General features: G+C 61.7%; 23 protein-coding genes and 1 other RNA gene. 17 read left to right on the top strand and 7 right to left on the bottom strand.

The window, feature by feature from the left end; translation table 11 throughout:
- Nucleotides 1-33: 33 nt before the first annotated feature.
- Both ACM62G_RS06995 and ACM62G_RS06990 read right to left on the bottom strand, forming a co-directional pair.
- Nucleotides 34-2,040, bottom strand: a complete 2,007-nt coding sequence (locus ACM62G_RS06995) for a flavin monoamine oxidase family protein (protein ID WP_419736922.1) — start codon at nt 2,038-2,040, stop codon at nt 34-36.
- A gap of 137 nt (nt 2,041-2,177) precedes the next feature.
- Entirely contained in the window at nt 2,178-3,098 is a 921-nt protein-coding gene (locus ACM62G_RS06990) for a GlxA family transcriptional regulator (protein WP_419737492.1), read from the bottom strand.
- 221 nt (nt 3,099-3,319) lie between these two features.
- Between ACM62G_RS06990 and ACM62G_RS06985 the strand changes: the two genes are divergently transcribed.
- Nucleotides 3,320-4,456, top strand: coding sequence for an acyl-CoA dehydrogenase family protein (locus tag ACM62G_RS06985; RefSeq protein ID WP_054064176.1), 1,137 nt, complete (start codon nt 3,320-3,322; stop codon nt 4,454-4,456).
- Nucleotides 4,457-4,682: 226 nt separating this feature from the next.
- On the opposite strand, the gene ACM62G_RS06980 is transcribed toward ACM62G_RS06985, so the two are convergent.
- Entirely contained in the window at nt 4,683-5,759 is a 1,077-nt protein-coding gene (locus ACM62G_RS06980; RefSeq protein WP_419736921.1) for an NADP(H)-dependent aldo-keto reductase, read from the bottom strand.
- Nucleotides 5,760-6,004: 245 nt separating this feature from the next.
- Between ACM62G_RS06980 and rplM the strand changes: the two genes are divergently transcribed.
- The 7 genes from rplM to ACM62G_RS06945 all read left to right on the top strand — a co-directional run bounded on the left by rplM (nt 6,005) and on the right by ACM62G_RS06945 (nt 10,900).
- Nucleotides 6,005-6,433: a 50S ribosomal protein L13 gene (rplM, locus tag ACM62G_RS06975; RefSeq protein ID WP_017904821.1), complete on the top strand. Its 429-nt coding sequence runs from the start codon at nt 6,005-6,007 to the stop codon at nt 6,431-6,433.
- 14 nt (nt 6,434-6,447) lie between these two features.
- On the top strand, nt 6,448-6,840 hold the full coding sequence (gene rpsI, locus ACM62G_RS06970; RefSeq protein ID WP_054059879.1) for a 30S ribosomal protein S9: 393 nt from the start codon (nt 6,448-6,450) through the stop codon (nt 6,838-6,840).
- A gap of 250 nt (nt 6,841-7,090) precedes the next feature.
- Nucleotides 7,091-7,684: a ubiquinol-cytochrome c reductase iron-sulfur subunit gene (petA, locus tag ACM62G_RS06965; RefSeq protein WP_026145298.1), complete on the top strand. Its 594-nt coding sequence runs from the start codon at nt 7,091-7,093 to the stop codon at nt 7,682-7,684.
- A complete protein-coding gene (locus ACM62G_RS06960; RefSeq protein WP_054059878.1) occupies nt 7,684-8,895 on the top strand; it encodes a cytochrome b in 1,212 nt (403 codons plus the stop codon). The genes petA and ACM62G_RS06960 overlap by 1 nt, the downstream gene beginning before the upstream one ends.
- Nucleotides 8,895-9,677 (top strand): cytochrome c1, encoded by a 783-nt coding sequence (locus ACM62G_RS06955; protein WP_054059877.1) that lies wholly within the window; start codon nt 8,895-8,897, stop codon nt 9,675-9,677. The genes ACM62G_RS06960 and ACM62G_RS06955 overlap by 1 nt, the downstream gene beginning before the upstream one ends.
- Nucleotides 9,678-9,866: 189 nt before the next feature.
- Nucleotides 9,867-10,496: a glutathione S-transferase N-terminal domain-containing protein gene (locus tag ACM62G_RS06950; RefSeq protein ID WP_054059876.1), complete on the top strand. Its 630-nt coding sequence runs from the start codon at nt 9,867-9,869 to the stop codon at nt 10,494-10,496.
- On the top strand, nt 10,496-10,900 hold the full coding sequence (locus ACM62G_RS06945; protein ID WP_054059875.1) for a ClpXP protease specificity-enhancing factor: 405 nt from the start codon (nt 10,496-10,498) through the stop codon (nt 10,898-10,900). Before ACM62G_RS06950 ends, ACM62G_RS06945 begins: the two co-directional genes overlap by 1 nt.
- A gap of 76 nt (nt 10,901-10,976) precedes the next feature.
- Here ACM62G_RS06945 and ACM62G_RS06940 read toward each other — a convergent pair whose 3' ends face one another.
- The 4 genes from ACM62G_RS06940 to ACM62G_RS06925 all read right to left on the bottom strand — a co-directional run bounded on the left by ACM62G_RS06940 (nt 10,977) and on the right by ACM62G_RS06925 (nt 14,471).
- Nucleotides 10,977-11,555, bottom strand: coding sequence for a BON domain-containing protein (locus tag ACM62G_RS06940; protein ID WP_054059874.1), 579 nt, complete (start codon nt 11,553-11,555; stop codon nt 10,977-10,979).
- Nucleotides 11,552-12,145 (bottom strand): phosphoheptose isomerase, encoded by a 594-nt coding sequence (locus tag ACM62G_RS06935; RefSeq protein WP_054059873.1) that lies wholly within the window; start codon nt 12,143-12,145, stop codon nt 11,552-11,554. The genes ACM62G_RS06940 and ACM62G_RS06935 overlap by 4 nt, the downstream gene beginning before the upstream one ends.
- A gap of 143 nt (nt 12,146-12,288) precedes the next feature.
- Complete coding sequence (locus ACM62G_RS06930; protein WP_273825723.1) at nt 12,289-12,660, bottom strand: YraN family protein; 372 nt, start codon at nt 12,658-12,660, stop codon at nt 12,289-12,291.
- Nucleotides 12,660-14,471, bottom strand: coding sequence for a penicillin-binding protein activator (locus ACM62G_RS06925; RefSeq protein WP_419736920.1), 1,812 nt, complete (start codon nt 14,469-14,471; stop codon nt 12,660-12,662). Before ACM62G_RS06925 ends, ACM62G_RS06930 begins: the two co-directional genes overlap by 1 nt.
- A gap of 249 nt (nt 14,472-14,720) precedes the next feature.
- Between ACM62G_RS06925 and rsmI the strand changes: the two genes are divergently transcribed.
- From rsmI to mraY, 9 genes are all read left to right on the top strand, one after another.
- Nucleotides 14,721-15,563, top strand: coding sequence for a 16S rRNA (cytidine(1402)-2'-O)-methyltransferase (gene rsmI / locus ACM62G_RS06920; protein ID WP_192842758.1), 843 nt, complete (start codon nt 14,721-14,723; stop codon nt 15,561-15,563).
- Nucleotides 15,564-15,696: 133 nt separating this feature from the next.
- Nucleotides 15,697-16,050: RNase P RNA component class A (gene rnpB / locus ACM62G_RS06915), an RNA gene on the top strand.
- A 310-nt stretch (nt 16,051-16,360) separates the two neighbouring features.
- On the top strand, nt 16,361-16,816 hold the full coding sequence (mraZ, locus tag ACM62G_RS06910; protein WP_054059869.1) for a division/cell wall cluster transcriptional repressor MraZ: 456 nt from the start codon (nt 16,361-16,363) through the stop codon (nt 16,814-16,816).
- Complete coding sequence (gene rsmH / locus ACM62G_RS06905) at nt 16,813-17,760, top strand: 16S rRNA (cytosine(1402)-N(4))-methyltransferase RsmH (RefSeq protein WP_054059868.1); 948 nt, start codon at nt 16,813-16,815, stop codon at nt 17,758-17,760. Before mraZ ends, rsmH begins: the two co-directional genes overlap by 4 nt.
- Nucleotides 17,757-18,050, top strand: coding sequence for a cell division protein FtsL (gene ftsL, locus ACM62G_RS06900; RefSeq protein WP_017904835.1), 294 nt, complete (start codon nt 17,757-17,759; stop codon nt 18,048-18,050). The genes rsmH and ftsL overlap by 4 nt, the downstream gene beginning before the upstream one ends.
- Nucleotides 18,050-19,786 carry a peptidoglycan D,D-transpeptidase FtsI family protein gene (locus ACM62G_RS06895; protein ID WP_192842759.1) on the top strand — a complete coding sequence of 579 codons (1,737 nt, stop codon included), beginning with the start codon at nt 18,050-18,052 and terminating at the stop codon, nt 19,784-19,786. Before ftsL ends, ACM62G_RS06895 begins: the two co-directional genes overlap by 1 nt.
- A complete protein-coding gene (locus ACM62G_RS06890) occupies nt 19,786-21,249 on the top strand; it encodes a UDP-N-acetylmuramoyl-L-alanyl-D-glutamate--2,6-diaminopimelate ligase (RefSeq protein ID WP_419736919.1) in 1,464 nt (487 codons plus the stop codon). Before ACM62G_RS06895 ends, ACM62G_RS06890 begins: the two co-directional genes overlap by 1 nt.
- On the top strand, nt 21,242-22,621 hold the full coding sequence (locus ACM62G_RS06885) for a UDP-N-acetylmuramoyl-tripeptide--D-alanyl-D-alanine ligase (protein ID WP_273825726.1): 1,380 nt from the start codon (nt 21,242-21,244) through the stop codon (nt 22,619-22,621). Before ACM62G_RS06890 ends, ACM62G_RS06885 begins: the two co-directional genes overlap by 8 nt.
- Nucleotides 22,621-23,703, top strand: a complete 1,083-nt coding sequence (mraY, locus tag ACM62G_RS06880) for a phospho-N-acetylmuramoyl-pentapeptide-transferase (RefSeq protein ID WP_054059864.1) — start codon at nt 22,621-22,623, stop codon at nt 23,701-23,703. The genes ACM62G_RS06885 and mraY overlap by 1 nt, the downstream gene beginning before the upstream one ends.
- Nucleotides 23,704-23,707 lie beyond the last annotated feature (4 nt).

Raw genomic sequence — 23,707 nt, 5'->3', positions numbered from 1 at the left:
TTGGTGGGTTTATGAGATGCCATCAAACGAAATTTATCTGTCGGCTTTTTCCTCTGAGTTCTGCGGGGTATTTCCTGATGTCGGCGAGGTATTTTGAACGTTCCCAGGCGTTTTCGGGCGGCTGGCGTAGATGGGGTAATCATTCAATCTGAACCCGCCGTTGAAACGGGCTCCAATCCTGTCGCAGAGGTGGATGACGGTGTCCACCGCTCCGCGCAGGCAGGGTTCGGTCCAGCCGGCGTCGACGCAGAACGACTCCCCGCAGAGGTAAAGGCCACTGCCGGCCGAGTAGTTGCGGTTGTAGCTCATCAGGTCGATGACATCGTAGTAGGTCCCGGGGCGATACAGCCGTGCCGCGCCGAGAGCGTTGCGATCAGTGATCCAGCGATGGACCCGGGCCTTGTCGGCATCGATGTAGGGAGAAATACGTCGGTTGATATTGCTGGCGCGCAGCAGGATCCGGTCCAGCTCGGCGATGCACTTGGCGACCAGTTCCCGGTCGCTGAATATCGCCAGCTTGGTCGCATCGTCCTCCCAGGTGTAGCTCAGCAGAATGCAGTCGTTGGGGTAGCTCTCGTTGTAGCGGTAGGTGTAGACGTCGTGAATCAGGCTGTCCGTGACCATCGCCTGGGGAATGCCATGGGCGTCGCTGAAGAAGCGCTTCTGCAAGGGCGCGAATACCTTGCAACTGGTTTCCCAGTGCGCTGTCTGGTAGGCGTTGCGGATTTGAAATGGCAGCATCTGCTCGGTGAAGCCAACGAGCTGGATCGTGGTTTCGATCAGCCAGGATGGCAGGGTGAGTACAACCGAGTCGAAGTCTTCGTGGCAGGACAGGCGTCGCTGTGGGTCGCTCCATTGCCGTTCGTAGTGCACGCGGATCTTCTGGTTGGTCAGTTTGCTCAGGCCCGTGACCCTGGATTGGCTGGAGAATCCCGCTCCGCGTTGTTTGCAATGGTCGAAAAAGGAACTGCCTGGCTTGTCGATATCCAGGAACAGCATGCACTCGTCCAGCGCTGCAACTCCCAGGTATCGGGGGCCATCGAAAGCCAGCCCGTGGGAGTCGAGCAGTTCGTACTGGTGCAGATGAGGTGCTGGTAGAGGCTTGCCTCGATCGTCGACGCGACCGTGGATCAGTTGCAACTGGTCGCTGAACCCGAAGAGTGCGGTTCGTATCGGATACAGGCAGCACGCGTCGTAAAATGCTCCCCAACTGCCGTCGCCGATACCGATCGCGTAGAAGATCGCCGATTCCTCTGCGTTCATACCCACCCCGCCGAAGTCACCGGGGTTGGATGGATTCCAGTTCTCCAGCGGTGCCAGAGCCAGCAGACTGCGAAACGACAGGCTTTCATAACGCTGGGCGATGGCTGCCCAAAGGCTTTCCCAACCCGGGCCGGCATAGTGTGTCTGTATCTGCTTGTCCAGGCGTGCAACGAAGGCCCTCCATTTGCCATATACCCGCTGCAGCGATTCACCGGGTGGCGGCGTTTGCTCGTCATGGTTGTTCCAGATGAGCATCTGTGGAGTGGTTTGCGTGTCCAGCAGGCCGTCGCGCAGGAAAATCCCGGTGCCGTTCACATGGGCGCTGCCGGGGTTGGCAAAGTCGGAAATCTTCAACTGGAACAGCTTCGTGTAGTAGGCCTGCAGGGATCGCCCTTCGAGTGGCGGTTCACCGCGTCGATTGAAGAAGGGCAGGCGCATGGCGCCCATTTCGAAGGGGGTGGAGCCGGCGCCGGCGGGCAGGCTTCGGTCCACCACTGTCAGATGGCGCCCACCGACCCGGCTCGATTGTTCGAACAGGGTTATGTCGCGCAAGCCGCAGCGCAGCAACTCCCTGGCCGTGGTCAGCCCGGTTATCCCGGCGCCAACGATGGCGACCTTGTGATTGATACCGCTGGCATCGGCAATGCCGCCGGGTTGTTCAACCAGTTTTCGATAGTCGAAACACAAGTCGGGTGGGTTGGGGAAAGGGGGGCGCCAACGATTGTTGTCCGGTTGAGGCGTACCGTGTATGGGTGTTGCGGGCGATTCGGACGGCATCCTTGAAATTCCTTGTCATTGGCCGTTGGGAGAGGGTTGCCGAACGAGTCTGGAGTTTCGAGGTGGGGACTGCGCGGTATTCTGGTATGGAGGTTCAGGGCGCTCCTGCCTATGCAGTCGGACAGCAGCGCCGTGGTTCAGGCCGCCTGCTGGAACTGTTGTCGATACTGGTTCGGTGACAGTTCGGTGTGCTGGCGGAACAGTCGCGCAAAGAAACTGGCATCGTCGTAGCCGACCTCGTAGCTGATGGTCTTGATGCTCTTGCGGGTGCCGGACAACAGGCCCTTGGCGGTCTCGATGCGCAGGCGCTGCAGGTAGTGCAGCGGCTTGTCGCCGGTGGCGGTCTGGAAGCGGCGCATGAAGTTGCGGATGCTCATGCCGTGGTCGCGGGCCACATCCTCGAAGCGGAACTTGTCGGCGAAGTGTTCTTCGAGCCACTGCTGGATCTGCAGGATGATCACGTCCTGGTGCAGCTTCTGGCCGCCGAAGCCGATGCGTCCCGGCGCGTAGCTGCGCTGCACTTCGTAGAGAATGTCGCGGGCCACGGCCTGGGCGATGTTGGCCCCGCAGAATCGCTCGATCAGGTAGATGTAGAGGTCGCAGGCCGAGGTGGTGCCGCCGGCGCAGTACAGGTTGTCGGCGTCGGTCAGGTGCTTGTCCTGGTTCAGGTGGACGTTGGGGAAGCGTTCACTGAAGGTGTTGAAGAAGCGCCAGTAGGTGGTGGCCTCCTTGCCGTCGAGCAGGCCGGCTTCGGCCAGCCAGAAGACCCCGGTCGCCTCGCCGCAGAGCACGGCGCCACGGGCGTGCTGTTCGCGCAGCCAGGGCAGGACCTGCGGGTAGCGTTGGCAGAGGTTGTCGAAGTCGTCCCAGAACGCCGGCAGGATGATCACATCGGTATCGGTCAGGCCGCCGTCCACCGGCATGATCACGTCGCTGAAGCTGCCCACGGGGTTGCCGTCCGGGCTGACCAGGCGTGTCTCGAAGGCGGGTGTGAGCCCCTGGCCGAGCTGCTTGCCATGGCGCAGGCTGGCGAGATGGAAGAAGTCCTTGGCTTGCATGAGGGTCGAGGCGAAGACCCGGTCGGTAGCCAGGATGCTGACGCGCCGCAAGGACGTCGAGGAAGTGTTAGCCATGATTCGATTATTCTTATAAGGGATAGTGGTCAACAAACGGCTGGATCGTCTTATTTTTTGTCGCATGTGTCCAGTGGTTCGAGGTAAAACGCTGGCATAGGCTCACTGGGCCACTCCCGGCTTCAGTGTGTCTGCAAGGTGCCCGCATGATTCCCAGAACCCTGTTCAGTTCCGAGCACGAGCTATTCCGCGGCAGCGTACGCAAGTTCCTCGAGCAGGAGGCGTTGCCCTTTCATGCCCAGTGGGAAAAGCGTGGTTATGTCGATCGCGAGCTGTGGCGCAAGGCGGGGCAGGCGGGGATGCTCTGCTCCCATCTGCCGGAGGCCTACGGCGGCATGGCGGCGGACTTTCTCTACAGCGCGGTGGTGATCGAGGAGATCAGCCGGCTGGGCCTGAGCGGCATCGGCTTCTCGCTGCATTCGGACATCGTCGCGCCGTACATCCTGCATTACGGCAGTGAAGCGCTGAAGCTCAAGTACCTGCCGCGCCTGGTCAGTGGCGAAATGGTCACGGCCATCGCGATGACCGAGCCGGGGGCCGGTTCCGATCTGCAGGGGGTCAAGACCACGGCGGTGCTCGATGGCGACGAGTATGTCCTCAATGGTTCGAAGACCTTCATCACCAATGGCTTTCTCGCCGACCTGGTGATCGTGGTCGCCAAGACCGATCCGAAGGCCGGGGCCAAGGGCACCAGCCTGTTTCTGGTCGAGGCCGATACGCCGGGCTTTGCCAAGGGCAAGCGGCTGGAGAAGGTCGGGATGAAGGCCCAGGACACCTCGGAGCTGTTCTTCCAGGATGTCCGCGTGCCGAAGGAGAACCTGCTGGGACAGGCCGGCATGGGCTTCGCCTACCTGATGCAGGAACTGCCCCAGGAGCGCCTGACCGTGGCGGTGGGCGCGCTGGCGTCGGCCGAGGCGGCGTTGCAGTGGACGCTGGACTACACCCGCGAACGCAAGGCCTTCGGCAAGGCGATCGCCGACTTCCAGAACACCCGCTTCAAGCTGGCGGAGATGGCCACCGAGATCCAGATCGGCCGGGTGTTCGTCGACCGCTGCCTGGAGTTGCATCTGGAGGGCAGGCTTGATGTGCCGACCGCGGCGATGGCCAAGTACTCGGGCACGGACCTGCAGTGCAAGGTGCTCGACGAGTGCGTTCAACTGCATGGTGGCTACGGTTTCATGTGGGAATACCCGGTGGCCCGGGCCTGGGCGGATGCGCGGGTGCAGCGGATCTATGCGGGGACCAACGAGATCATGAAGGAGATCATTGCGCGGTCGCTGTGAGGGCGGGAGCTGAGGCAGCGCAGCCCGGGATGGCCCGTTCGCGGATGAGTCCGGCTCCCACAGTTTTTCGGCGCTCACGGAACCTGTGATCTACGCGACGCCGTGTGGGGGCCAACGGTCTTCAGCTTACTGCCGATAAGCTGCAGAACCTGGCTGATATGCGTCGCGCTTCCTGGGAGCCGGATTCATCCGCGAACAGGATCTCATGGCAGACCCTGTTCCCGGTTTACGGCGCCGGGTTCGGCTGATCCTTGTGGATCGCCTCGATCCCCGCCAGCACTTCCTCCGACAGCTTCAGTTCGGCACTGGCAATGTTGCTGTCCAGCTGTTCCAGGGTCGTGGCGCCAATGATGTTGCTGGTCACGAACGGCTGCCCGGTGACGAACGCCAGGGCCATCTGTGCCGGGTCCAGGCCATGTTCGCGGGCCAGGGCGACGTAGCGGCTGCAGGCGGCTTCCGATTGCGGGTTGAAGTAGCGGCTGCAGGCGGCTTCCGATTGCGGGTTGAAGTAGCGGCTGAAGCGGCTGTAGAGGCTCAGGCGGGCCTTTTCCGGGCGCGCACCACCTTCGTACTTACCCGAGAGGAAGCCGAACGCCATCGGCGAATAGGCCAGCAGGCCGCATTGCTCGCGCAGGGCGACTTCCGCCAGACCGACCTCGAAACTGCGGTTGAGCAGGTTGTAGGGGTTCTGGATCGACACCGCCCGCGGCCAGCCGCGGCGCTCGGCTTCGAGCAGGAATTTCATGGTGCCCCATGGCGTTTCGTTGGACAGGCCGATGTGGCGGATCTTGCCGGCCTTGACCTGCTCGTCCAGCGCTTCGAGGATCTCCTCGATCGGCGTGAAGGCCTCGTCGGCCTTGTGCTTGTAGCCCAACTGCCCGAAGAAATTGGTGCTGCGCTCCGGCCAGTGCAGTTGGTAGAGGTCGATCCAGTCGGTCTGCAGGCGCTTGAGGCTGGCATCCAGGGCTTCGACGATATGCCGGCGGTTGTGCTTGAGGTTGCCGTCGCGAATATAGCCGATGCCGTTGCCGGGGCCGGCGATCTTGCTCGCCAGGACCCACTGGTCGCGATCGCCACGCTGCTTGAACCAGTTGCCGATGATGCGTTCGGTGCTGGCATAGGTTTCGGCCCTGGGCGGCACCGGGTACATCTCGGCGGTGTCCATGAAGTTGATGCCGGCGGCCTTGGCGCGCTCGATCTGGGCAAAGGCTTCGGACTCGGTGTTCTGCTCGCCCCAGGTCATGGTCCCCAGGCAAATTGCGCTCACGTTCAGGTCGGTTCGGCCTAGCTGACGGTATTCCATTGGCTGCTCCCGTGGGAAAACACCCATAAAAGCAGGTTGAATTTTTTTTGGCAATCTGGATAATTGCGCACCTCTTTATGCAGTGGAAGTGATGCGCCGCCGCCAAAGAATCTTGCCGTTGAACGGACGCGCCGACCCGAGCCCCCGATAGCGTCTGTATCCGGCTGCCTTTGACCTTGTCAAAGTACGCACTATTCAGTAAGATCCGCCGTCTTATTTACAGGCGGCCCCTGAGGCTATAAAGAATGAAAACTTTTACTGCTAAACCGGAAACAGTTAAGCGCGACTGGTTTGTCGTCGACGCTGCTGGTCAGACCCTGGGTCGTCTGGCCACCGAAATCGCGAGCCGTCTGCGTGGCAAGCACAAAGCCGAATACACCCCGCACGTCGATACCGGTGACTACATCGTCGTCATCAACGCCGAGCAGGTTCGTGTGACCGGTGCTAAAACCTCCGACAAGATGTACTACTCCCACTCCGGTTTCCCGGGCGGCATCAAGTCGATCAACTTCGAAAAGCTGATCGCAAAGGCCCCTGAGCGCGTGATCGAGACCGCGGTAAAAGGCATGCTGCCTAAGAACCCGCTGGGTCGCGACATGTACCGTAAGCTGAAAGTCTATGCGGGCGCTGTACACCCTCATACTGCTCAGCAGCCCCAAGAACTGAAGATTTAACGGAATAGTTCATTATGTCGGCGACTCAAAACTACGGCACTGGCCGTCGCAAGACCGCAACCGCACGCGTTTTCCTGCGTCCAGGTACCGGTAACATCTCCATCAACAACCGCTCCCTGGACACGTTCTTCGGTCGCGAAACTGCCCGCATGGTAGTTCGTCAGCCGCTGGAACTGACCGAGACCGTCGAGAAGTTCGACGTCTACGTCACCGTCATCGGTGGCGGCGTGAGTGGCCAGGCTGGCGCAATCCGCCACGGCATCACTCGTGCCCTGATGGATTACGACGAAACCCTGCGCAGCACCCTGCGTAAAGCTGGTTACGTTACCCGCGACGCTCGTGAAGTTGAGCGTAAGAAAGTGGGTCTGCGTAAAGCGCGTAAGCGTCCGCAGTACTCGAAGCGTTAATTCGCTACCCGCTTCAAAAGAAGCCCGGTTCCCATGTGGAACCGGGCTTTTTTTATGGGCGAAATATTTGCTGTGACAACTTGCCACATCCGTAGACCCCCTATACTACAAGGCCTGGGGCACTGTGTGCCGGGTAATTACCTTGTCAGAGGTGGGGCTTTTCATTACCATTCGGCAAAATTTTTATAACGATAGATTTTTACTTAGACGCCTGATTTAACAGGCCACAAAGCTGATGGGAGAGGACTGAATGAGCAATGACGGCGTGAATGCAGGCCGGCGTCGCTTTCTCGTAGCAGCCACATCCGTGGTAGGAGCTGCAGGAGCGGTAGGGGCTGCGGTCCCGTTCGTGGGGTCATGGTTTCCCAGTGCCAAGGCGAAAGCCGCCGGTGCACCGGTGAAAGTGAATATCGCCAAGATCGACCCGGGGCAGCAGATGATTGCCGAGTGGCGTGGCCAGCCGGTCTTCATCGTTCGCCGCACCGAAGAGATCCTGGGGAATCTGACGAAGATCGAGGGGCAGCTCTCCGATCCAACCTCCAAGAACTCGGTACAACCCCCCTACGTCGATCCGAAGACGCGTTCGATCAAGCCGGAAGTCCTGCTGCTGATCGGTATCTGCACCCACCTGGGTTGCTCTCCCACCTTCCGTCCGGAAGTGGCGCCCGCCGACCTCGGCAAGGACTGGGTAGGCGGCTATTTCTGCCCTTGCCACGGTTCCCACTACGATCTCGCCGGTCGTGTCTACAAGGCCCAGCCCGCGCCTTTGAACCTGCCGGTTCCGCCGCATTCCTATGAGTCCGACACGATCATTGTCGTTGGCGTCGATCAGGAGAAAGCGTGATGAGCAAGTTCATGGATTGGGTTGATGCGCGCTTCCCCGCCACCAAGATGTGGGAAGACCATCTCAGCAAGTACTACGCACCGAAAAACTTCAACTTCCTCTACTTCTTCGGCTCCCTGGCGCTGCTGGTGCTGGTCAACCAGATCGTCACCGGTGTCTGGCTGACGATGAGCTACACCCCTTCGGCGGAAGAGGCCTTCGCCTCCGTCGAATACATCATGCGTGATGTCGAGTACGGCGCGATCCTGCGTCTGCTGCACTCCACCGGCGCTTCGGCGTTCTTCATCGTGGTCTATCTGCACATGTTCCGTGGCCTGCTCTACGGTTCGTACCAGAAGCCGCGCGAGCTGGTCTGGCTGTTCGGCATGCTGATCTACCTGGCGCTGATGGCCGAGGCCTTCATGGGCTACCTGCTGCCGTGGGGGCAGATGTCCTACTGGGGCGCGCAGGTGATCATCTCGCTGTTCGGCGCGATCCCGGTCATCGGTAACGACCTGACCCAGTGGATCCGCGGTGACTACCTGATTTCCGGGATCACCCTGAACCGCTTCTTCGCCCTGCATGTGGTGGCCCTGCCGATCGTGATTCTCGGCCTGGTGGTGCTGCACATCCTGGCGCTGCACGAAGTGGGATCGAACAACCCCGATGGTGTCGACATCAAGAAGAAAAAGGACGAAAACGGCGTACCGCTGGACGGCATTCCGTTCCACCCGTACTACACCGTGAAAGACATCGTCGGCGTGGTGGTGTTCCTGTTCGTCTTCTGTTCCGTAGTGTTCTTCTTCCCGGAAATGGGCGGTTATTTCCTGGAAAAACCGAACTTTGAGGTGGCCAACGCCTTCAAGACGCCGGAGCACATCGCCCCTGTCTGGTACTTCACACCGTTCTACGCGATCCTGCGGGCGGTGCCGGACAAGCTCATGGGGGTTCTCGCCATGGGCGCCTCGATTGCCCTGCTGTTCGTGCTGCCGTGGCTGGATCGCAGTCCGGTCAAGTCGATGCGCTACAAGGGCTGGCTGAGCCGGATCTGGCTGGTGATCTTCTGTGTGTCCTTCCTGATCCTTGGCTGGCTGGGCGTCATGGCGCCGACGCCGGAGCGTACGCTGCTGTCGCAGGTGTGCACCGTGCTGTATTTCGCCTACTTCATTCTGATGCCGTTCTATACCCGGCTCGAGAAGACCAAACCGGTTCCGGAAAGGGTGACTGGCTGATGAAAAAACTATTTGCTGTTTTGCTGCTCGCGGCCCTGCCGGTTCTGTCCTTCGCTGCCGAGCATGGTGGTCCCGAGCTTGAAAAGGTCGACATCGACGTTTCCGACAAGGCGGCCATGCAGGATGGTGCGCGGACCTTCGCCAACTACTGCATGGGTTGCCACAGTGCCAAGTTCCAGCGTTACGAGCGGGTCGCGGATGACCTGGGCATTCCCCATGACCTGATGCTCAAGAACCTGGTGTTCACCGGCGCCAAGATCGGCGACCACATGAACATCGGCATGCAGCCGGCGGATGCCAAGGCCTGGTTCGGTGCGGCTCCGCCCGACCTGACCCTGGTGGCGCGGGTGCGTGGTACCGACTGGCTGTACGGTTACCTGCGTTCTTTCTACGAGGATCCGGCACGTCCATGGGGCGTGAACAACAAGGTCTTCCCGAACGTCGGCATGCCGAACGTGCTGGTGGGCCTGCAGGGTCGTCAGGTCGTCGGTTGCAAGCAGGTGCAAATCGTCGAAAATGGCAAGAAGCAGTATGATCCGCTGACCGGCACGCCGTTGACTCATGAAGCGTGCGACCAACTGACCATCGTGCCGAAAACCGGTGCCTTGACGGAAGAGCAGTTCGACGAGAAGGTCAAGAACCTGGTGACCTTCCTGGCCTACTCGGCCAACCCGGTGAAGCTGCAGCATCAGCGCATCGGTACTTACGTTCTGCTGTACCTGGCCTTCCTCTTCGTATTCGCTTATCTGCTCAAGCGCGAATACTGGAAGGATGTGCACTGATAACGTTGTAATATAGCTGTCAGTCAATCGTGCGCGCCCAAGGGTGCCTCTGAGACGTAACGAGCTGGTATGGAGGAGGCGGAGCCGAAAAGGCTTTGCCGGCCGTCTTCTCCACTCGTTACGGGAGGCTTCCCTTGGGCGCGCTCGTTTTTGCGTTTCGACCATTTCAAACAAGCGAGGAGGACCGCCATGGGCGTGACCAATCGGTTGGCCTGTTACTCCGACCCCGCCGACCACTATTCCCACCGAGTGCGTATTGTGTTGGCGGAAAAGGGTGTCAGTGCCGAGATCATCAGTGTCGAGGCGGGACGTCAGCCAGCGAAGCTGACTGAAGTGAACCCTTACGGCAGCCTGCCCACCCTGGTCGATCGTGACCTGGCGTTGTGGGAGTCGACTGTGGTGATGGAATACCTGGATGAGCGTTACCCGCATCCACCGCTGCTGCCGGTTTATCCCGTGGCGCGGGCCAACAGCCGGCTGCTGATGCATCGCATCCAGCGTGACTGGTGCGGGCTGGTTGACCTGATCCTGGACTCACGGACCAAGGAGCCGGCGCGTGTGCAGGCGCGCAAGGAACTGCGCGAGAGCCTCACCGGGGTATCTCCGTTGTTCGCCGACAAGCCTTTCTTCCTGAGTGAGGAGCAAAGTCTGGTCGATTGCTGTCTATTACCGATACTCTGGCGTTTGCCAATTCTGGGTATTGAACTGCCGCGGCAAGCCAAGCCGCTGCTCGATTATATGGAGCGCCAGTTTGCGCGTGAGGCTTTCCAGGCAAGCCTGTCTGGTGTCGAACGCGATATGCGCCAAGGAGCTGCTTAATGAACTCCAGCCGTCCTTATTTGGTTCGTGCCCTGTACGAATGGATAGTGGATAACGATTGTACGCCGCACATCCTGGTCAATTCCGAGGCCCCCTCGGTCCAGGTGCCGCAAGGTTTTGCCAGCGACGGGCAGATCGTCCTGAATATTTCTCCAAGTGCCGTGCGTCACCTGCACATGGATAACGAAGCGGTCAGTTTCGAGGGGCGTTTCGGTGGTGTGGCCCATACGCTGTATGTGCCCATTGGCGCGATTCTCGGGATCTATGCCCGGGAAAACGGCCAGGGCATGGTCTTCGATCTCGAGTCGCCACTGGAAGACGACGACAATGAAGTCGAGCCGGATGACGATGGGCCGGAGCCGCCGCGTCCGAGTGGGCGTCCTAGCCTGAAGGTGGTGAAGTAACAGCAGCGGATGGGCATGAAAAAGCCCCTGTCATCTTTCGGTGACAGGGGCTTTTTCGTGTGTGGGGTCAAGGCCCTCAGTCGATGTACTCGAACAGTTTGACGATCTTCTGCACGCCACCGACGCCTTGTACCAGGTTGGTTGCGCGTGCGGCTTCCTGCTGGGTGACCAGGCCCATCAGGTAGACGATACCGTTCTCGGTGATCACCTTGATGCGCGAGCCGGGGATGGTGTTGTCAGTCAGCATCTGGGTCTTGATCTTGCTGGTCAGCCAGGTGTCGTTGCTGCGTGCGGCGAACGAGGAGGGCTGCAGGATCTGCAGTTCGTTGTTGACCTTCTTCACGCGCTGGACGCTCGACGCAGCCTGTTCGGCCTTGGCCTTGAGGTCTTCGCGTGGCGTCTGGCCGGCGAGCAGGACGATGCCGTTGTAGCTGCTCACGACGATGTGCGAGGCAGCGTCCAGATCCGGGTCGGCCTTGGCGACGTTGACCGCGACCTTGGTTTCGATCACCGAGTCGTCGATCTTGCTGCCCAGGGTGCGGGTGCCCTGGTCGTCATTGATCGGACCATCGCGGGTTGCGGTCAGCACCGAGCTGCAGCCACTGAGGCCCAGGCACAGAGTCAAAGCCAGCAGGCTAAGGCGATTAACGGTCATTCTTCACTCCCGAACAGTTGGCTGTCGATCAGATCGCACAGGCAGTGGATCGCCAGCAAGTGGACTTCCTGGATACGTGCGGTGACATGGCTGGGAACGCGGATCTCCACGTCCTCGGGCAACAGCAGCGAGGCCATGCCGCCACCATCACGTCCCGTCAAGGCTACGACAACCATTTCGCGATCATGTGCGGCCTGGATTGCCTGAATAATGTTGGCCGAGTTGCCGCTGGTGGAAATGGCCAGCAAAACATCGCCAGGCTGGCCGAGGGCGCGGATCTGTTTGGAGAAGACTTCGTTGTAGCTGTAGTCGTTGGCGATCGAGGTGATGGTCGAGCTGTCGGTGGTCAGGGCGATGGCCGGCAGGCTCGGTCGTTCGCGTTCGAAGCGGTTGAGCAGTTCCGAGGAAAAATGCTGGGCGTCGCCCGCCGAGCCACCATTGCCGCAGGAGAGCATTTTGCCTTCGTTGAGCAGGGCATTGACCATGATCTGGCTGGCTTGCTCGATGTGAGGTGCAAGAACGTCCATCGCCTGTTGCTTGGTGTCGATACTGGCCTGGAAAAGCTGGCGAATTCGGGATTGCATGTCCATCAATGTAGGTGACCTTAAGTGGGGCGGTTGCCTGGCTCGAATACTGCCCGGATGGTTCCGGAGCCGTTCGGCGCAAGTCGTGTGCGGCCCGTAAAGCAAAGAGCAAAATCGGTGAATGAAAGTAACCGGGTCGACAGTCGGGTTCAGCTGTCGAAGGCATTCCGTAGCCAGTTCAATCGGGGTGCCATGTCGAGGGCGCCTTCTATGGCAACCACGTCGAAACGGCAGGGGCTGCTGGACCAGCGCGATTCGCGTTGCAGGAAATACTGCGCCGCGAATATTAACTTCTTGCGCTTGCGGGCATCGATACTGCCCGCGGCACCACCCCATTGGGTGTTTTTTCTATAACGAACTTCGACGAATACTACTGTATCGCCGTCGAGCATGACCAGATCAAGCTCGCCGCGTTTACATGACCAGTTCTGCGCCAGCAGGCGCAGTCCCTGTCGTTCGAGATGCCGGAGCGCGAGGCTCTCGGCATCCTTGCCGCTTTCCAGGTGTGAGCCTTGCGGCATCAGCGTGAGGTATCCGGCAGGCGCTGGACCTGACCGCTGACGAACTGTGCCCAGGGCAGTTGGCGCTCGACCCGCTGACCCTGGTCCATGCTCAGGCTGCCGGAGAGGCCCTCGATGCGGCTGTCTGGCAGTGCCTTGAGCTGGCCCAGGCGTGGCGCCAGGCGAAAGGCGTCGACACCCATGGCGTACAGGCGGCCCAGGCTGCCGGCGGCTTGTGGCCATTGCGCGGTCACCTGCTTGCGCAGCGGATCGTTGGCGTCCAGCAGCCACGGGGTTTCGCAGAAGCGAATGCCGTTCATGTCGTTGTACTGGTTGATGTCGCCGGTTGCACTGAACAGGTGGGAGGTGCCGTACACCGGTACGTCACCGGCGTACTGGAAGTTCAGGGTCGGTTTGATCTGCTGGGCCTGCTGCGGTGTGGCGGCAAGGAAGATGAACTCGATGTCCTGGCGACGCGAAGGTTGGGCGACAACCTGGCCACCCACGGTGCTTTGCAGGCTCTTGGCGCGACCTTCGCTCTGACGCAACTGGAACAGGTCGGCGATCTGTTGGGCCAGGGCTACCGGCTGGTCGACACGCTCGACACCGATCACGGTGCCGCCGTTGGCTTCCCAGTCCTGGCGGAAGGCCTTGAGTACGCGGTCGCCCCATTCACCTTTCGGCACCATGGCGGCAGCGCGGTGCAGGCCGTCGGCACGGGCGCGACGCGAAACTTCGCGGGCTTCGTCTTCGGCGGCGAGGCCGAACTGGAACAGTTGCGGCGGATTCTGCGCGCTTTCGCTGTAGTTCAGCGCCAGGGTGGTGATCGGCAGTTGCGTACGAGCGCTGAGCTGCTTCACCAGGGGTTTTTCCAGCGGTCCGACGACCAGTTGCACGCCGGCGGCCTGGGCCTTGCGATAGAAATCGTCGAGGGAGGTCAGGCGCGAGCTGTCGTAGAACTCGATGGCCGGTGGCTTCTGTCCGGCTTGCTGGGCCTGGTACTGGGCCGCCATGAAACCCTCGCGCAGAGCCTTGCCGACCGAGGCCAGCTGGCCTTCGTTAGGCAGCAGCAGGGCGATCTTGTTCAGCGGCTGGCTGGCCAGTTCCTTGAGTTTCACCAGCGCCTGCGGCAGTTGCTGGGCTGCCGGGTGCTTGGGGTTCTGTGCCCGCCAGGTGTCGATCGCCGCCTGTTGCTGTTCCAGCGTGCCGGAAGTCTTCACCGCCAGGGCCAGGCCGAGCCAGCCGCTGAGGTCGTCGTTACCGCTGGGTTGCAACTGATCGGTCGGCAGTGCGGCGATCAGTGCCCAGATCGCTTCGTGGTTGGCGCGAGCGGCATCGCCACTGAGCAGCGGGGCGATGAAGATGCGCTCGCGAGCGGCTGCCAGGGTCTGGCCGTCGGCTTCGAGGGCGCGGGCGCGAACGGTCTGGGTGCGGATCTGCTGGTCCACCGGCAATTCACCCAGGTGCTCCAGGCTCGGGTGGCTCAGGGCGGTGAGGGCCGCCTTCGGCTGATTGCGGGTCATCGCCAGTTCGGCGGCCAGTGTGCTGGCGAAAACCTGTTGGCCCGGCTTGAGCTGGTCCAGCTGCACCTGGGCAAGGATCTGCGCGGCGCGACCGGTGTCCTTCTGGCGGTAGGCCAGGTCCGCGGCGGTCAGGCGCAGCAGGGCGGCCTTGTCCGGTGTCTTGCTGGCGGAGGCCTGTTCGAGCAGTTGCTCGATGCTGGCGTCCGGGGTCCGTGGGAGTTCGCCAAGGCTGGAAGAGGGCGAGCTGGCGCAGGCCGCCAGCAAGGCAGCGAGGCAGAGGGCAGAGAACAGCCGCAGGCAAGCGATCATGTAAGTGTTCCTGATACTCGATCAAATTAGCGTGGAATTGTACCCAAGCACTGGCCGGGGCGCGATGTCGCTGGCGTGAAACCGTCAATTTTGGTCGTACAAGGCGTGTCAGAGACCCGGCTCTTTGCGCCTGGGCGGGGTCATCGCGCCGTCGTGGAGCATATCGGCAGGGCTTCTACGCGCTACAATGGGTTTTTCGTTCTTCTTGAGGTGTGCGCTTTGACTGCTCCAGGTGCTTTGAATTCCGCGATGGGCTCGCTTTATGTGGTGGCGACGCCCATCGGCAACCTGGATGACATCAGTGCGCGAGCGATGAAGGTGCTGCGCGAGGTGGCGCTGATCGCGGCGGAGGACACCCGGCATTCGCTGCGGCTCTTGCAGCACTTCGGCATCAACACGCCACTGGCGGCCTGCCATGAGCATAACGAGCGTGACGAGGGCAGCCGTTTCATCGCCAAGCTGCAGGCGGGCGAGGATGTTGCCCTGATCTCCGATGCTGGCACGCCGCTGATTTCCGATCCGGGCTATCACCTGGTGCGCCAGGCGCGTGCCGCGGGGATCAAGGTGGTGCCGGTCCCGGGCGCCTGTGCGCTGATCGCGGCGCTGTCGGCGGCGGGTCTGCCATCCGACCGATTCATCTTCGAGGGCTTCCTGCCGGCCAAGGCGGCGGGGCGTCGTTCGCGTCTGGAACAACTGCGCGAAGAACCTCGGACGCTGATCTTCTATGAGGCGCCTCACCGCATCCTCGAATGTCTGCAGGACATGGAAGCGGTGTTCGGTGCCGAGCGCCCGGCGCTGCTGGCACGTGAGCTGACCAAGACCTTCGAGACGCTCAAGGGGCTGCCGCTGGCTGAATTGCGCAGCTTCGTCGAAGCCGACAGCAATCAGCAGCGTGGCGAGTGCGTGGTGCTGGTCGCCGGCTGGAGTGCCCCGGAAGGCGATGAGGCAGTCGGCGCCGAGGCCATGCGCATTCTCGACCTGCTGCTCAAGGAAATGCCGCTCAAGCGCGCCGCCGCCCTGGCGGCGGAAATCACCGGTGTACGCAAGAACCTGCTGTATCAGGTGGCGCTGGATAAGCAGAAAAATGACTGACGATTTTTTCGTGGGGCCATTCGGCTATTGATGTCGGAATGGTCCTGGGCGGCGCATCTTGTCCCGGCATGCCGGGGCGATGACGGCTTTAATGCTTGTCCTTCTGGCCATGTGCCGGTAACCTGCGCGGCGGAGAGTCGATTGGACAGTCGCTGCCCTTCATGAAAATTGGAGGGGGGAGGAAAGTCCGGGCTCCATAGGGCGGAGTGCCAGGTAATGCCTGGGGGGCGTGAGCCTACGGAAAGTGCCACAGAAAACAACCGCCTAAGCACTTCGGTGCCGGTAAGGGTGAAAAGGTGCGGTAAGAGCGCACCGCACGTCTGGTAACAGTTCGTGGCTAGGTAAACCCCACTCGGAGCAAGACCAAATAGGGTTCCAAGGCGTGGCCCGCGCTGGAACCGGGTAGGTTGCTAAAGATGTCCAGTGATGGCCATCGTAGAGGAATGACTGTCCTCGACAGAACCCGGCTTACAGATCGACTCTCCACTTTTTCCCCTCCCTGCCCGCAATCGCTGGCAGAAGCGCATTTGTAATATCGAAAAAATCTTAGTCTTAACAAACTACTTTAACTTCTGACCTCAAGTTTCTGAGGCGAGTCGAGTTTGCCCGGAAGAAACCTCTCCAAATTCTCGCAAAGTCTCCTTTTACGCTCCTAAATCTCCGTTCTGTAAGGGTTTTCCTTAAGACCGTGCCTTGACGGTGTGGTGGGCGCATTCCTATAGTGTGCGCAAGTGGAGGAAAGTGGCATGAAGTGGGTTTTTTGGACGTAAAACGCTAATATTTGGAGAAACGCAGCTGTGTTTCGCGGAGCCAACGCTATCAGTCTCGATGCCAAGGGCCGTCTCGCCATGCCGAGTCGGTACCGTGACGAGCTCGATTCGCGTAGTTCCGGACAACTGATCGTCACCATCGATGCGGTCGATCCCTGCTTATGTGTATATCCACTCGACGAGTGGGAACTGATTGAGACCAAGTTGCGTGCGCTGCCGTCGTTGCGGGAAGAGAACCGCCGTCTGCAGCGTTTGCTGATTGGTAATGCCGTCGATCTCGAACTCGATGGCAGTGGTCGTTTTCTGGTGCCGCCGCGCCTGCGTGAGTACGCGAAGCTGGACAAGCGCGCGATGCTGGTGGGCCAACTGAACAAGTTTCAACTGTGGGACGAGGACGCCTGGAATGCTGTTGCTGCAGCGGACCTGGCGGCCATTCAACAACCGGGCGCGATGCCTGATGAACTGCGTGATCTGATCCTGTGACTATTGATAGCGGCTTTAACCACATCACCGTACTGCTTGACGAAGCCGTCGAGGCTCTCGCCGTACGCCCTGATGGCTGCTATCTGGATGGCACCTTCGGTCGGGGCGGGCATAGCCGCCTGATTCTCAGCCGACTCGGACCTGATGGCCGACTTCTGGGTTTCGACAAGGATCCCCAGGCGATTGCCACCGGGCAAGCGCTAGCGGCCGAAGACGGCCGCTTTGTCGTTGTGCAGCGCAGCTTTGCCGAGCTGGGGGCGGAGGTCGCCGAGCGGCAGATGGCGGGCAAGGTCAATGGCATCCTGCTCGACCTGGGCGTTTCCTCGCCACAGCTGGATGACCCGCAGCGCGGCTTCAGCTTCATGAATGACGGTCCGCTGGACATGCGCATGGACCCTTCGCGGGGGATCAGTGCCGCCGAGTTCATCGCCACCGCGCCGGTGGAGGAAATTGCCCGGGTCTTCAAGGAGTACGGCGAGGAGCGTTTCGCCGGTCGCATGGCCCGTGCCGTGGTCGAGCGTCGTGAAATCAGGCCTTTCGAGCGCACGGCCGATCTGGCCGAGGTGCTCAAGGTCGCCAACCCGGCCTGGGAGAAGGGCAAGAACCCGGCGACCCGGGCGTTCCAGGGCCTGCGCATTCACGTCAACAATGAGCTGGGCGATCTCGAAGCCGGCCTCGAAGCAGCGCTGGACGCCCTCGAAGTCGGCGGTCGCCTGGTGGTGATCAGCTTCCACTCGCTGGAAGACCGCATCGTCAAGCTGTTCATGCGCCGCCTGGTCAAGGGCGAGGAAGACAACCTGCCGCGTAACCTGCCGGTCCGCCACCAGGCATTCGAACCGCGCATCAAGGTGCACGGCAAGGCCCGGTTCGCCTCCGATGCCGAGCTCAAGGCCAACCCGCGTGCCCGTAGTGCCGTCATGCGTGTCGCGGAGAAATTGCGGTGAGCAAGCTCTACGCCAAGCCACTTCCGGGCGGAAGCTTTTTCATGTTCCTGCTATTTGTCGCCGTACTGGTGTCCGCCATCGGCGTGTCCTATAGCGCGCACTGGAACCGCCAACTGCTCAACTCGCTCTACAACGAGCTGAGCGTGCGGGACAAGGCCCAGGCCGAGTGGGGGCGACTGATCCTCGAGCAGAGCACCTGGACCGCCCATAGCCGTATCGAGACCCTGGCCACCGAGCAACTGAAGATGCGCATTCCCAGCCCGTCCGAGGTCAGGATGGTGGCGCCATGATGAAGCTCGAAGGCGCGCTCTATCCGTGGCGTTTCCGCGTCGTGCTCGGCGCGCTGGCGCTCATGGTCGGCTATATCAGCTGGAAGATCGTCGACCTGCAGGTCATCGATCGTGCGTTCCTGATCGGCCAGGGCGACGCGCGCAGCATGCGGCACATTCCGATTCCCGCCCACCGCGGCCTGATCACCGACCGTAACGGCGAGCCCCTGGCCGTGAGTACGCCGGTGACCACGCTGTGGGCCAATGCCAAGGAAATGCAGTTGGCCAAGGATCGCTGGCCGGCCCTGGCCCAGGCGCTTGGGCAGGATCCCAAGCTGCTGGCCGAGCGCCTGGAGCAGCAGGCCAACAAGGAGTTCATCTATCTGGTCCGCGGCCTGACCCCGGAGCAGGGCCAGGCCGTGCTCGATCTCAAGGTTCCCGGTGTCTACGGCATCGAGGAGTTCCGGCGTTTCTATCCGGCCGGTGAAGTGGCGGCGCACATGGTCGGTTTTACCGACATCGACGACCACGGGCGCGAAGGGGTGGAGCTGGCCTACGACGAGTGGCTGGCCGGGGTGCCCGGCAAGCGACAGGTGATCAAGGACCGGCGCGGCCGGCTGATCAAGGATGTCCAGGTAACCAAGAACGCCAAGGCCGGTAAGCCCTTGGCGTTGTCCATTGACCTGCGCCTGCAATACCTGGCCAACCGCGAACTGCGCAACGCCCTGGTGGAAAACGGCGCCAAGGCCGGCAGCCTGGTGATCATGGATGTGAAGACCGGCGAGATCCTCGCCATGGTCAACCAGCCGACCTACAACCCGAACAACCGTCGCAACCTGCAGCCGGCGATGATGCGCAACCGCGCGATGATCGACGTGTTCGAGCCGGGTTCGACCATGAAGCCGATCTCCATGAGTGCCGCCCTGGAAACCGGACGCTGGAAGCCCAGCGACACGGTCGAGGTCTATCCCGGCACCCTGCAGTTGGGCAAGTACACCATCCGCGACGTTTCCAAGACCGAAGGCCCGGTGCTCGACCTGACCGGTATCCTGATCAACTCCAGTAACGTGGGGATGAGCAAGGTCGCCTTCGATATCGGTGGCGAGGCGATTTTCCGCGTCATGCAGAAAGTCGGCCTGGGCCAGGACACCGGTCTCGGCTTCCCCGGCGAGCGCGTCGGCAACCTGCCGAATTACCGTGAGTGGCGCAAGGCCGAAACCGCGACCCTGTCCTACGGCTATGGCCTGTCGGTGACCGCCATCCAGCTGGTGCACGCGTTCTCGGCCCTGGCCAACAACGGCAAGATCGTGCCGCTGACCCTGATCAAGACCGACAAGACGCCCGAAGGTACCCAGGTCATCCCGGAAAAGGTCGCCAAGACCATGCAGGGCATGTTGCAGCAGGTGATCGAGGCCCCGCGGGGTGTCTGGCGTGCCAAGGTCCCGGCCTATCATGTCGCCGGCAAGTCCGGTACCGCGCGCAAGACATCGGTCGGCACCAAGGGTTATGCCGAGAACTCCTATCGCTCGCTGTTCGCCGGTTTCGGCCCGATGAGCGATCCGCGTTACGCCATCGTGGTGGTGATCGACGAACCGAGCAAGGCCGGCTACTTCGGTGGCCTGGTTTCGGCGCCGGTCTTCAGCAAGGTGATGTCCGGCACTCTGCGGCTGATGAACGTCAGCCCGGATGACCTGTCGAGTATTCCGCAGCAGCAAGCCATCGCCGCGCCGGAACCTGTAAAAGGAGGGCGTGGTTAATGTCCCTGAGCCTGAACAAGATTTTCCCTCACGCCGGTCGCGATCTGCTGATTCGCGAGCTGGCGCTCGACAGCCGCAAGGTGCGCGCCGGTGACCTGTTCCTGGCGGTGCCGGGTGGCAAGGTCGACGGCCGCAACCATATCGCCGATGCGCTGCAGCGTGGGGCGGCGGCGGTTGCCTATGAAGCACAGGGCGCTACCGTGCTGCCGATCACCGATGTCCCGCTGATTCCGGTCAAGGGCCTGGCGGCGCAGTTGTCGGAGATCGCCGGACGCTTCTATGGCGAGCCGAGCCGGCAACTGAACCTGGTGGGTGTCACCGGTACCAATGGCAAGACCAGCGTCAGCCAACTGGTGGCTCAGGCCCTCGACCTGCTCGGTCAGCGCTGCGGGATTCTCGGCACCCTGGGCAGCGGTTTTCATGGCGCGCTGAACAGCGGCATGCTGACCACGCCGGATCCGATCGCCGTGCAGGCGACCCTGGCCGACCTGAGGAACGCCGGTGCCAGGGCCGTGGCCATGGAGGTTTCCTCCCACGGCCTGGATCAGGGCCGGGTCAGTGCCCTGGCCTTCGACGTGGCGGTGCTGACCAATCTCTCGCGCGACCATCTCGATTATCACGGCACCATGGAAGCCTATGGTGCGGCCAAGGCCAAGCTGTTCGATTGGACCAACCTGCGTTGCCGGGTGATCAACCTCGACGACGACTTCGGCCGGCGGTTGGCAACTGGCGAGCACGAATCGCGGTTGATCACCTACAGCCTGCAGGACAGCAGTGCCCACCTGTATTGCCGGGACGCCCAGTTCGGTGACGAGGGGGTGCGCGCGACGCTGGTGACCCCGCAGGGCGAACATCATTTGCGCAGCACGCTGCTCGGCCGCTTCAACCTGAGCAACGTCCTGGCAGCCGTGGGCGCCTTGCTGGGGCTGGATTACGCCCTGGATGAAATCCTGCGGGTGTTGCCGCAACTGGAAGGCCCGGCCGGTCGCATGCAGCGTCTGGGTGGCGGCACGCGCCCGCTGGTGGTGGTTGACTATGCACACACCCCGGATGCCCTGGAAAAGGTCCTGTTGGCCTTGCGCCCGCATGCCAAGGGGCAGTTGCGTTGCCTGTTTGGCTGTGGCGGCGACCGCGATCGCGGCAAGCGCCCGCTGATGGCCGAACTGGCCGAGCGTCTGGCCGACAGCGTGCTGGTGACCGACGACAACCCGCGCACCGAGGATCCCCAGCAGATCTTCGACGATATCCGCCCGGGCTTCAGTACCCCTGATGCCGTGCGTTTCGTGTCCGGTCGTGGCCTGGCGATTGCCGAGCTGATTGCCGCTGCCAGTGCCGACGACGTGCTCGTCCTGGCCGGCAAGGGGCATGAGGATTACCAGGAGATCAACGGCGTGCGCCACGCCTTCTCCGATCTGGTCGAAGCCGCCAAGGCTCTGGATGCCTGGGAGGCCGCCAATGCTTGAAGCCATGAAATTGAGTGAGGTCGCCAATGCCTTGTCCGGTCGCCTGAGGGCGGCCGATGCCAGTTTCTCCGGGGTGAGTATCGACAGCCGGTCGATTCAGCCTGGGCAACTGTTCGTCGCCCTGACCGGGCCGCGTTTCGATGGGCATGATTACCTGGACGACGTGGCGGCCAAGGGCGCCGTCGCAGCGCTGGTGGAGCGCGAGATGGCCGGCAGCCAACTACCGCAACTGGTGGTTCGTGATACCCGCCTGGCCCTGGGGCAGCTTGGGGCGCTGAATCGGGCACTGTTCAAGCAGCCGGTGGCGGCGGTGACCGGTTCCAGCGGCAAGACCACGGTCAAGGAAATGCTGGCGAGCATTCTGCGTACCCGTGGCCTGGTCCTGGCGACCCGGGGCAACCTGAACAACGATCTGGGCGTGCCGCTGACCTTGCTCGAACTGGCGCCGGAGCACAGTGGCGCAGTGATCGAACTGGGCGCTTCGCGTATTGGCGAGATCGCCTACACCGTCGCCATGACCAGGCCACATGTCGCGATCCTGAATAACGCCGGAACCGCCCATGTCGGCGAGTTCGGTGGCCCCGAGAAAATCGTCGAGGCCAAGGGCGAAATCATCGAAGGGCTGCAGGCCGACGGTACTGCCGTACTCAACCTGGACGACAAGGCCTTCCCGATCTGGAAGGTCCGGGCTGGCGCCCGCAAGGTGCTGAGCTTCGCCCTGAATAATGACAGCGCCGATTTCCACGCCCGCGCGGTTTCCCGCGATCCACGCGGCTGCCCGCAATTCGAGCTGCACGCTCCCGACGGCTCGGCACCGGTTCAACTGAACCTGCTGGGCACGCACAACGTGGCCAATGCCCTGGCCGCCGCCGCCGCCGCCCATGCGCTGGGCGTGTCCCTGCCGGGCATCGTCGCCGGGCTGGAAGCGGTCCAGCCGGTCAAGGGCCGGACGGTGGCGCAATTGGCAATCAATGGCATTCGCGTGATTGACGATACCTACAACGCGAACCCCACCTCAATGTGCGCTGCCGTTGATATACTCGCCGGCTTTTCCGGCCGCACCGTTCTGGTGCTCGGAGATATCGGCGAGTTGGGCGAGTGGGCGGAGCAGGGGCATCGTGAAGTAGGGGCTTACGCCTCAGGCAAGGTTTCCGCGCTGTACGCGGTGGGACCGATGATGGCCCACGCCGTCGACGCATTTGGCCAAAACGCTCGTCATTTCGCCACTCAGGCCGATCTGATCGAGGCGCTTGGCGCCGAGCAAGACACCAATACCACCATTTTGATCAAGGGTTCGCGCAGCGCGGCGATGGAAAACATCGTGGCGGCCCTGTGCGGGCCTGCGCCTCATATCAAGGGAGAGACGCATTAATGCTGCTGCTGCTAGCGGAGTACCTGCAACAGTTCTACAAAGGCTTCGCGGTCTTCCAGTACCTGACCCTGCGCGGGATTCTCGGGGTGCTGACCGCGTTGTCTCTGTCGCTGTTCCTGGGCCCGTGGATGATTCGTACCTTGCAGAACCTGCAGATCGGCCAGGCAGTTCGCAATGACGGCCCGCAATCGCACCTCTCCAAGTCCGGCACGCCGACCATGGGGGGCGCGCTGATCCTGTCGTCCATTGGCGTCAGCACCCTGCTGTGGGCGGACCTGCATAACCGTTATGTCTGGGTGGTGCTGCTGGTCACCCTGCTGTTCGGCGCCATCGGCTGGGTCGACGACTATCGCAAGGTGATCGAGAAGAACTCCCGTGGGCTGCCAAGCCGCTGGAAGTATTTCTGGCAGTCGGTGTTCGGCCTGGGGGCGGCGATCTTCCTGTTCATGACCGCGCAGACCCCGGTGGAAACCACCCTGATCGTGCCGATGCTCAAGGATGTCAGCATTCCTCTGGGCGTGGGCTTCGTGGTCCTGACCTATTTCGTGATCGTCGGTTCGAGCAACGCGGTCAACCTGACCGACGGTCTCGACGGCCTGGCGATCATGCCGACGGTGATGGTCGGTGGTGCACTGGGTATCTTCTGCTACCTGTCGGGTAACGTGAAGTTCGCCGAATACCTGCTGATCCCCTACGTACCGGGCGCCGGTGAGCTGATTGTGTTCTGTGGCGCGCTGATCGGTGCCGGCCTGGGCTTCCTCTGGTTCAACACCTATCCGGCCCAGGTTTTCATGGGCGATGTCGGCGCCCTGGCGCTGGGCGCGGCCCTGGGCACCATCGCGGTGATCGTTCGCCAGGAAATCGTCCTGTTCATCATGGGCGGGGTGTTCGTCATGGAGACCCTGTCGGTGGTCATCCAGGTCGCTTCCTTCAAGATGACCGGTCGCCGGGTGTTCCGCATGGCACCGATTCACCACCACTTTGAACTCAAGGGCTGGCCCGAGCCACGCGTGATCGTCCGGTTCTGGATCATCACCGTGATTCTGGTGCTGATCGGCCTTGCCACCCTGAAGCTGAGGTAGAACC

Origin of the sequence: Pseudomonas sp. COR18, assembly GCF_048568395.1 — a bacterium.
Taxonomy (GTDB): Bacteria; Pseudomonadota; Gammaproteobacteria; order Pseudomonadales; family Pseudomonadaceae; genus Aquipseudomonas; species Aquipseudomonas fuscovaginae_B.
This window is presented reverse-complemented; position numbering and strand designations above follow the sequence as displayed.

Bases quoted from the DNA above. Each gene is read 5' to 3' on its own strand.
- ACM62G_RS06925 (WP_419736920.1), bottom strand. From the start codon at position 14,471: ATGATCGCTTGCCTGCGGCTGTTCTCTGCCCTCTGCCTCGCTGCCTTG.
- rpsI (WP_054059879.1), top strand. From the start codon at position 6,448: ATGTCGGCGACTCAAAACTACGGCACTGGCCGTCGCAAGACCGCAACC.
- mraY (WP_054059864.1), top strand. From the start codon at position 22,621: ATGCTGCTGCTGCTAGCGGAGTACCTGCAACAGTTCTACAAAGGCTTC.
- petA (WP_026145298.1), top strand. From the start codon at position 7,091: ATGAGCAATGACGGCGTGAATGCAGGCCGGCGTCGCTTTCTCGTAGCA.
- ACM62G_RS06955 (WP_054059877.1), top strand. From the start codon at position 8,895: ATGAAAAAACTATTTGCTGTTTTGCTGCTCGCGGCCCTGCCGGTTCTG.
- ACM62G_RS06935 (WP_054059873.1), bottom strand. From the start codon at position 12,145: ATGGACATGCAATCCCGAATTCGCCAGCTTTTCCAGGCCAGTATCGAC.
- ACM62G_RS06895 (WP_192842759.1), top strand. From the start codon at position 18,050: ATGAAGCTCGAAGGCGCGCTCTATCCGTGGCGTTTCCGCGTCGTGCTC.
- ACM62G_RS06985 (WP_054064176.1), top strand. From the start codon at position 3,320: ATGATTCCCAGAACCCTGTTCAGTTCCGAGCACGAGCTATTCCGCGGC.
- ACM62G_RS06960 (WP_054059878.1), top strand. From the start codon at position 7,684: ATGAGCAAGTTCATGGATTGGGTTGATGCGCGCTTCCCCGCCACCAAG.
- ACM62G_RS06930 (WP_273825723.1), bottom strand. From the start codon at position 12,660: ATGCCGCAAGGCTCACACCTGGAAAGCGGCAAGGATGCCGAGAGCCTC.
- ACM62G_RS06890 (WP_419736919.1), top strand. From the start codon at position 19,786: ATGTCCCTGAGCCTGAACAAGATTTTCCCTCACGCCGGTCGCGATCTG.
- ACM62G_RS06995 (WP_419736922.1), bottom strand. From the start codon at position 2,040: ATGCCGTCCGAATCGCCCGCAACACCCATACACGGTACGCCTCAACCG.
- ACM62G_RS06990 (WP_419737492.1), bottom strand. From the start codon at position 3,098: ATGCAAGCCAAGGACTTCTTCCATCTCGCCAGCCTGCGCCATGGCAAG.
- ACM62G_RS06940 (WP_054059874.1), bottom strand. From the start codon at position 11,555: ATGACCGTTAATCGCCTTAGCCTGCTGGCTTTGACTCTGTGCCTGGGC.
- rplM (WP_017904821.1), top strand. From the start codon at position 6,005: ATGAAAACTTTTACTGCTAAACCGGAAACAGTTAAGCGCGACTGGTTT.
- ACM62G_RS06945 (WP_054059875.1), top strand. From the start codon at position 10,496: ATGAACTCCAGCCGTCCTTATTTGGTTCGTGCCCTGTACGAATGGATA.
- rsmI (WP_192842758.1), top strand. From the start codon at position 14,721: ATGGGCTCGCTTTATGTGGTGGCGACGCCCATCGGCAACCTGGATGAC.
- ACM62G_RS06950 (WP_054059876.1), top strand. From the start codon at position 9,867: ATGGGCGTGACCAATCGGTTGGCCTGTTACTCCGACCCCGCCGACCAC.
- ACM62G_RS06980 (WP_419736921.1), bottom strand. From the start codon at position 5,759: ATGGAATACCGTCAGCTAGGCCGAACCGACCTGAACGTGAGCGCAATT.
- ACM62G_RS06885 (WP_273825726.1), top strand. From the start codon at position 21,242: ATGCTTGAAGCCATGAAATTGAGTGAGGTCGCCAATGCCTTGTCCGGT.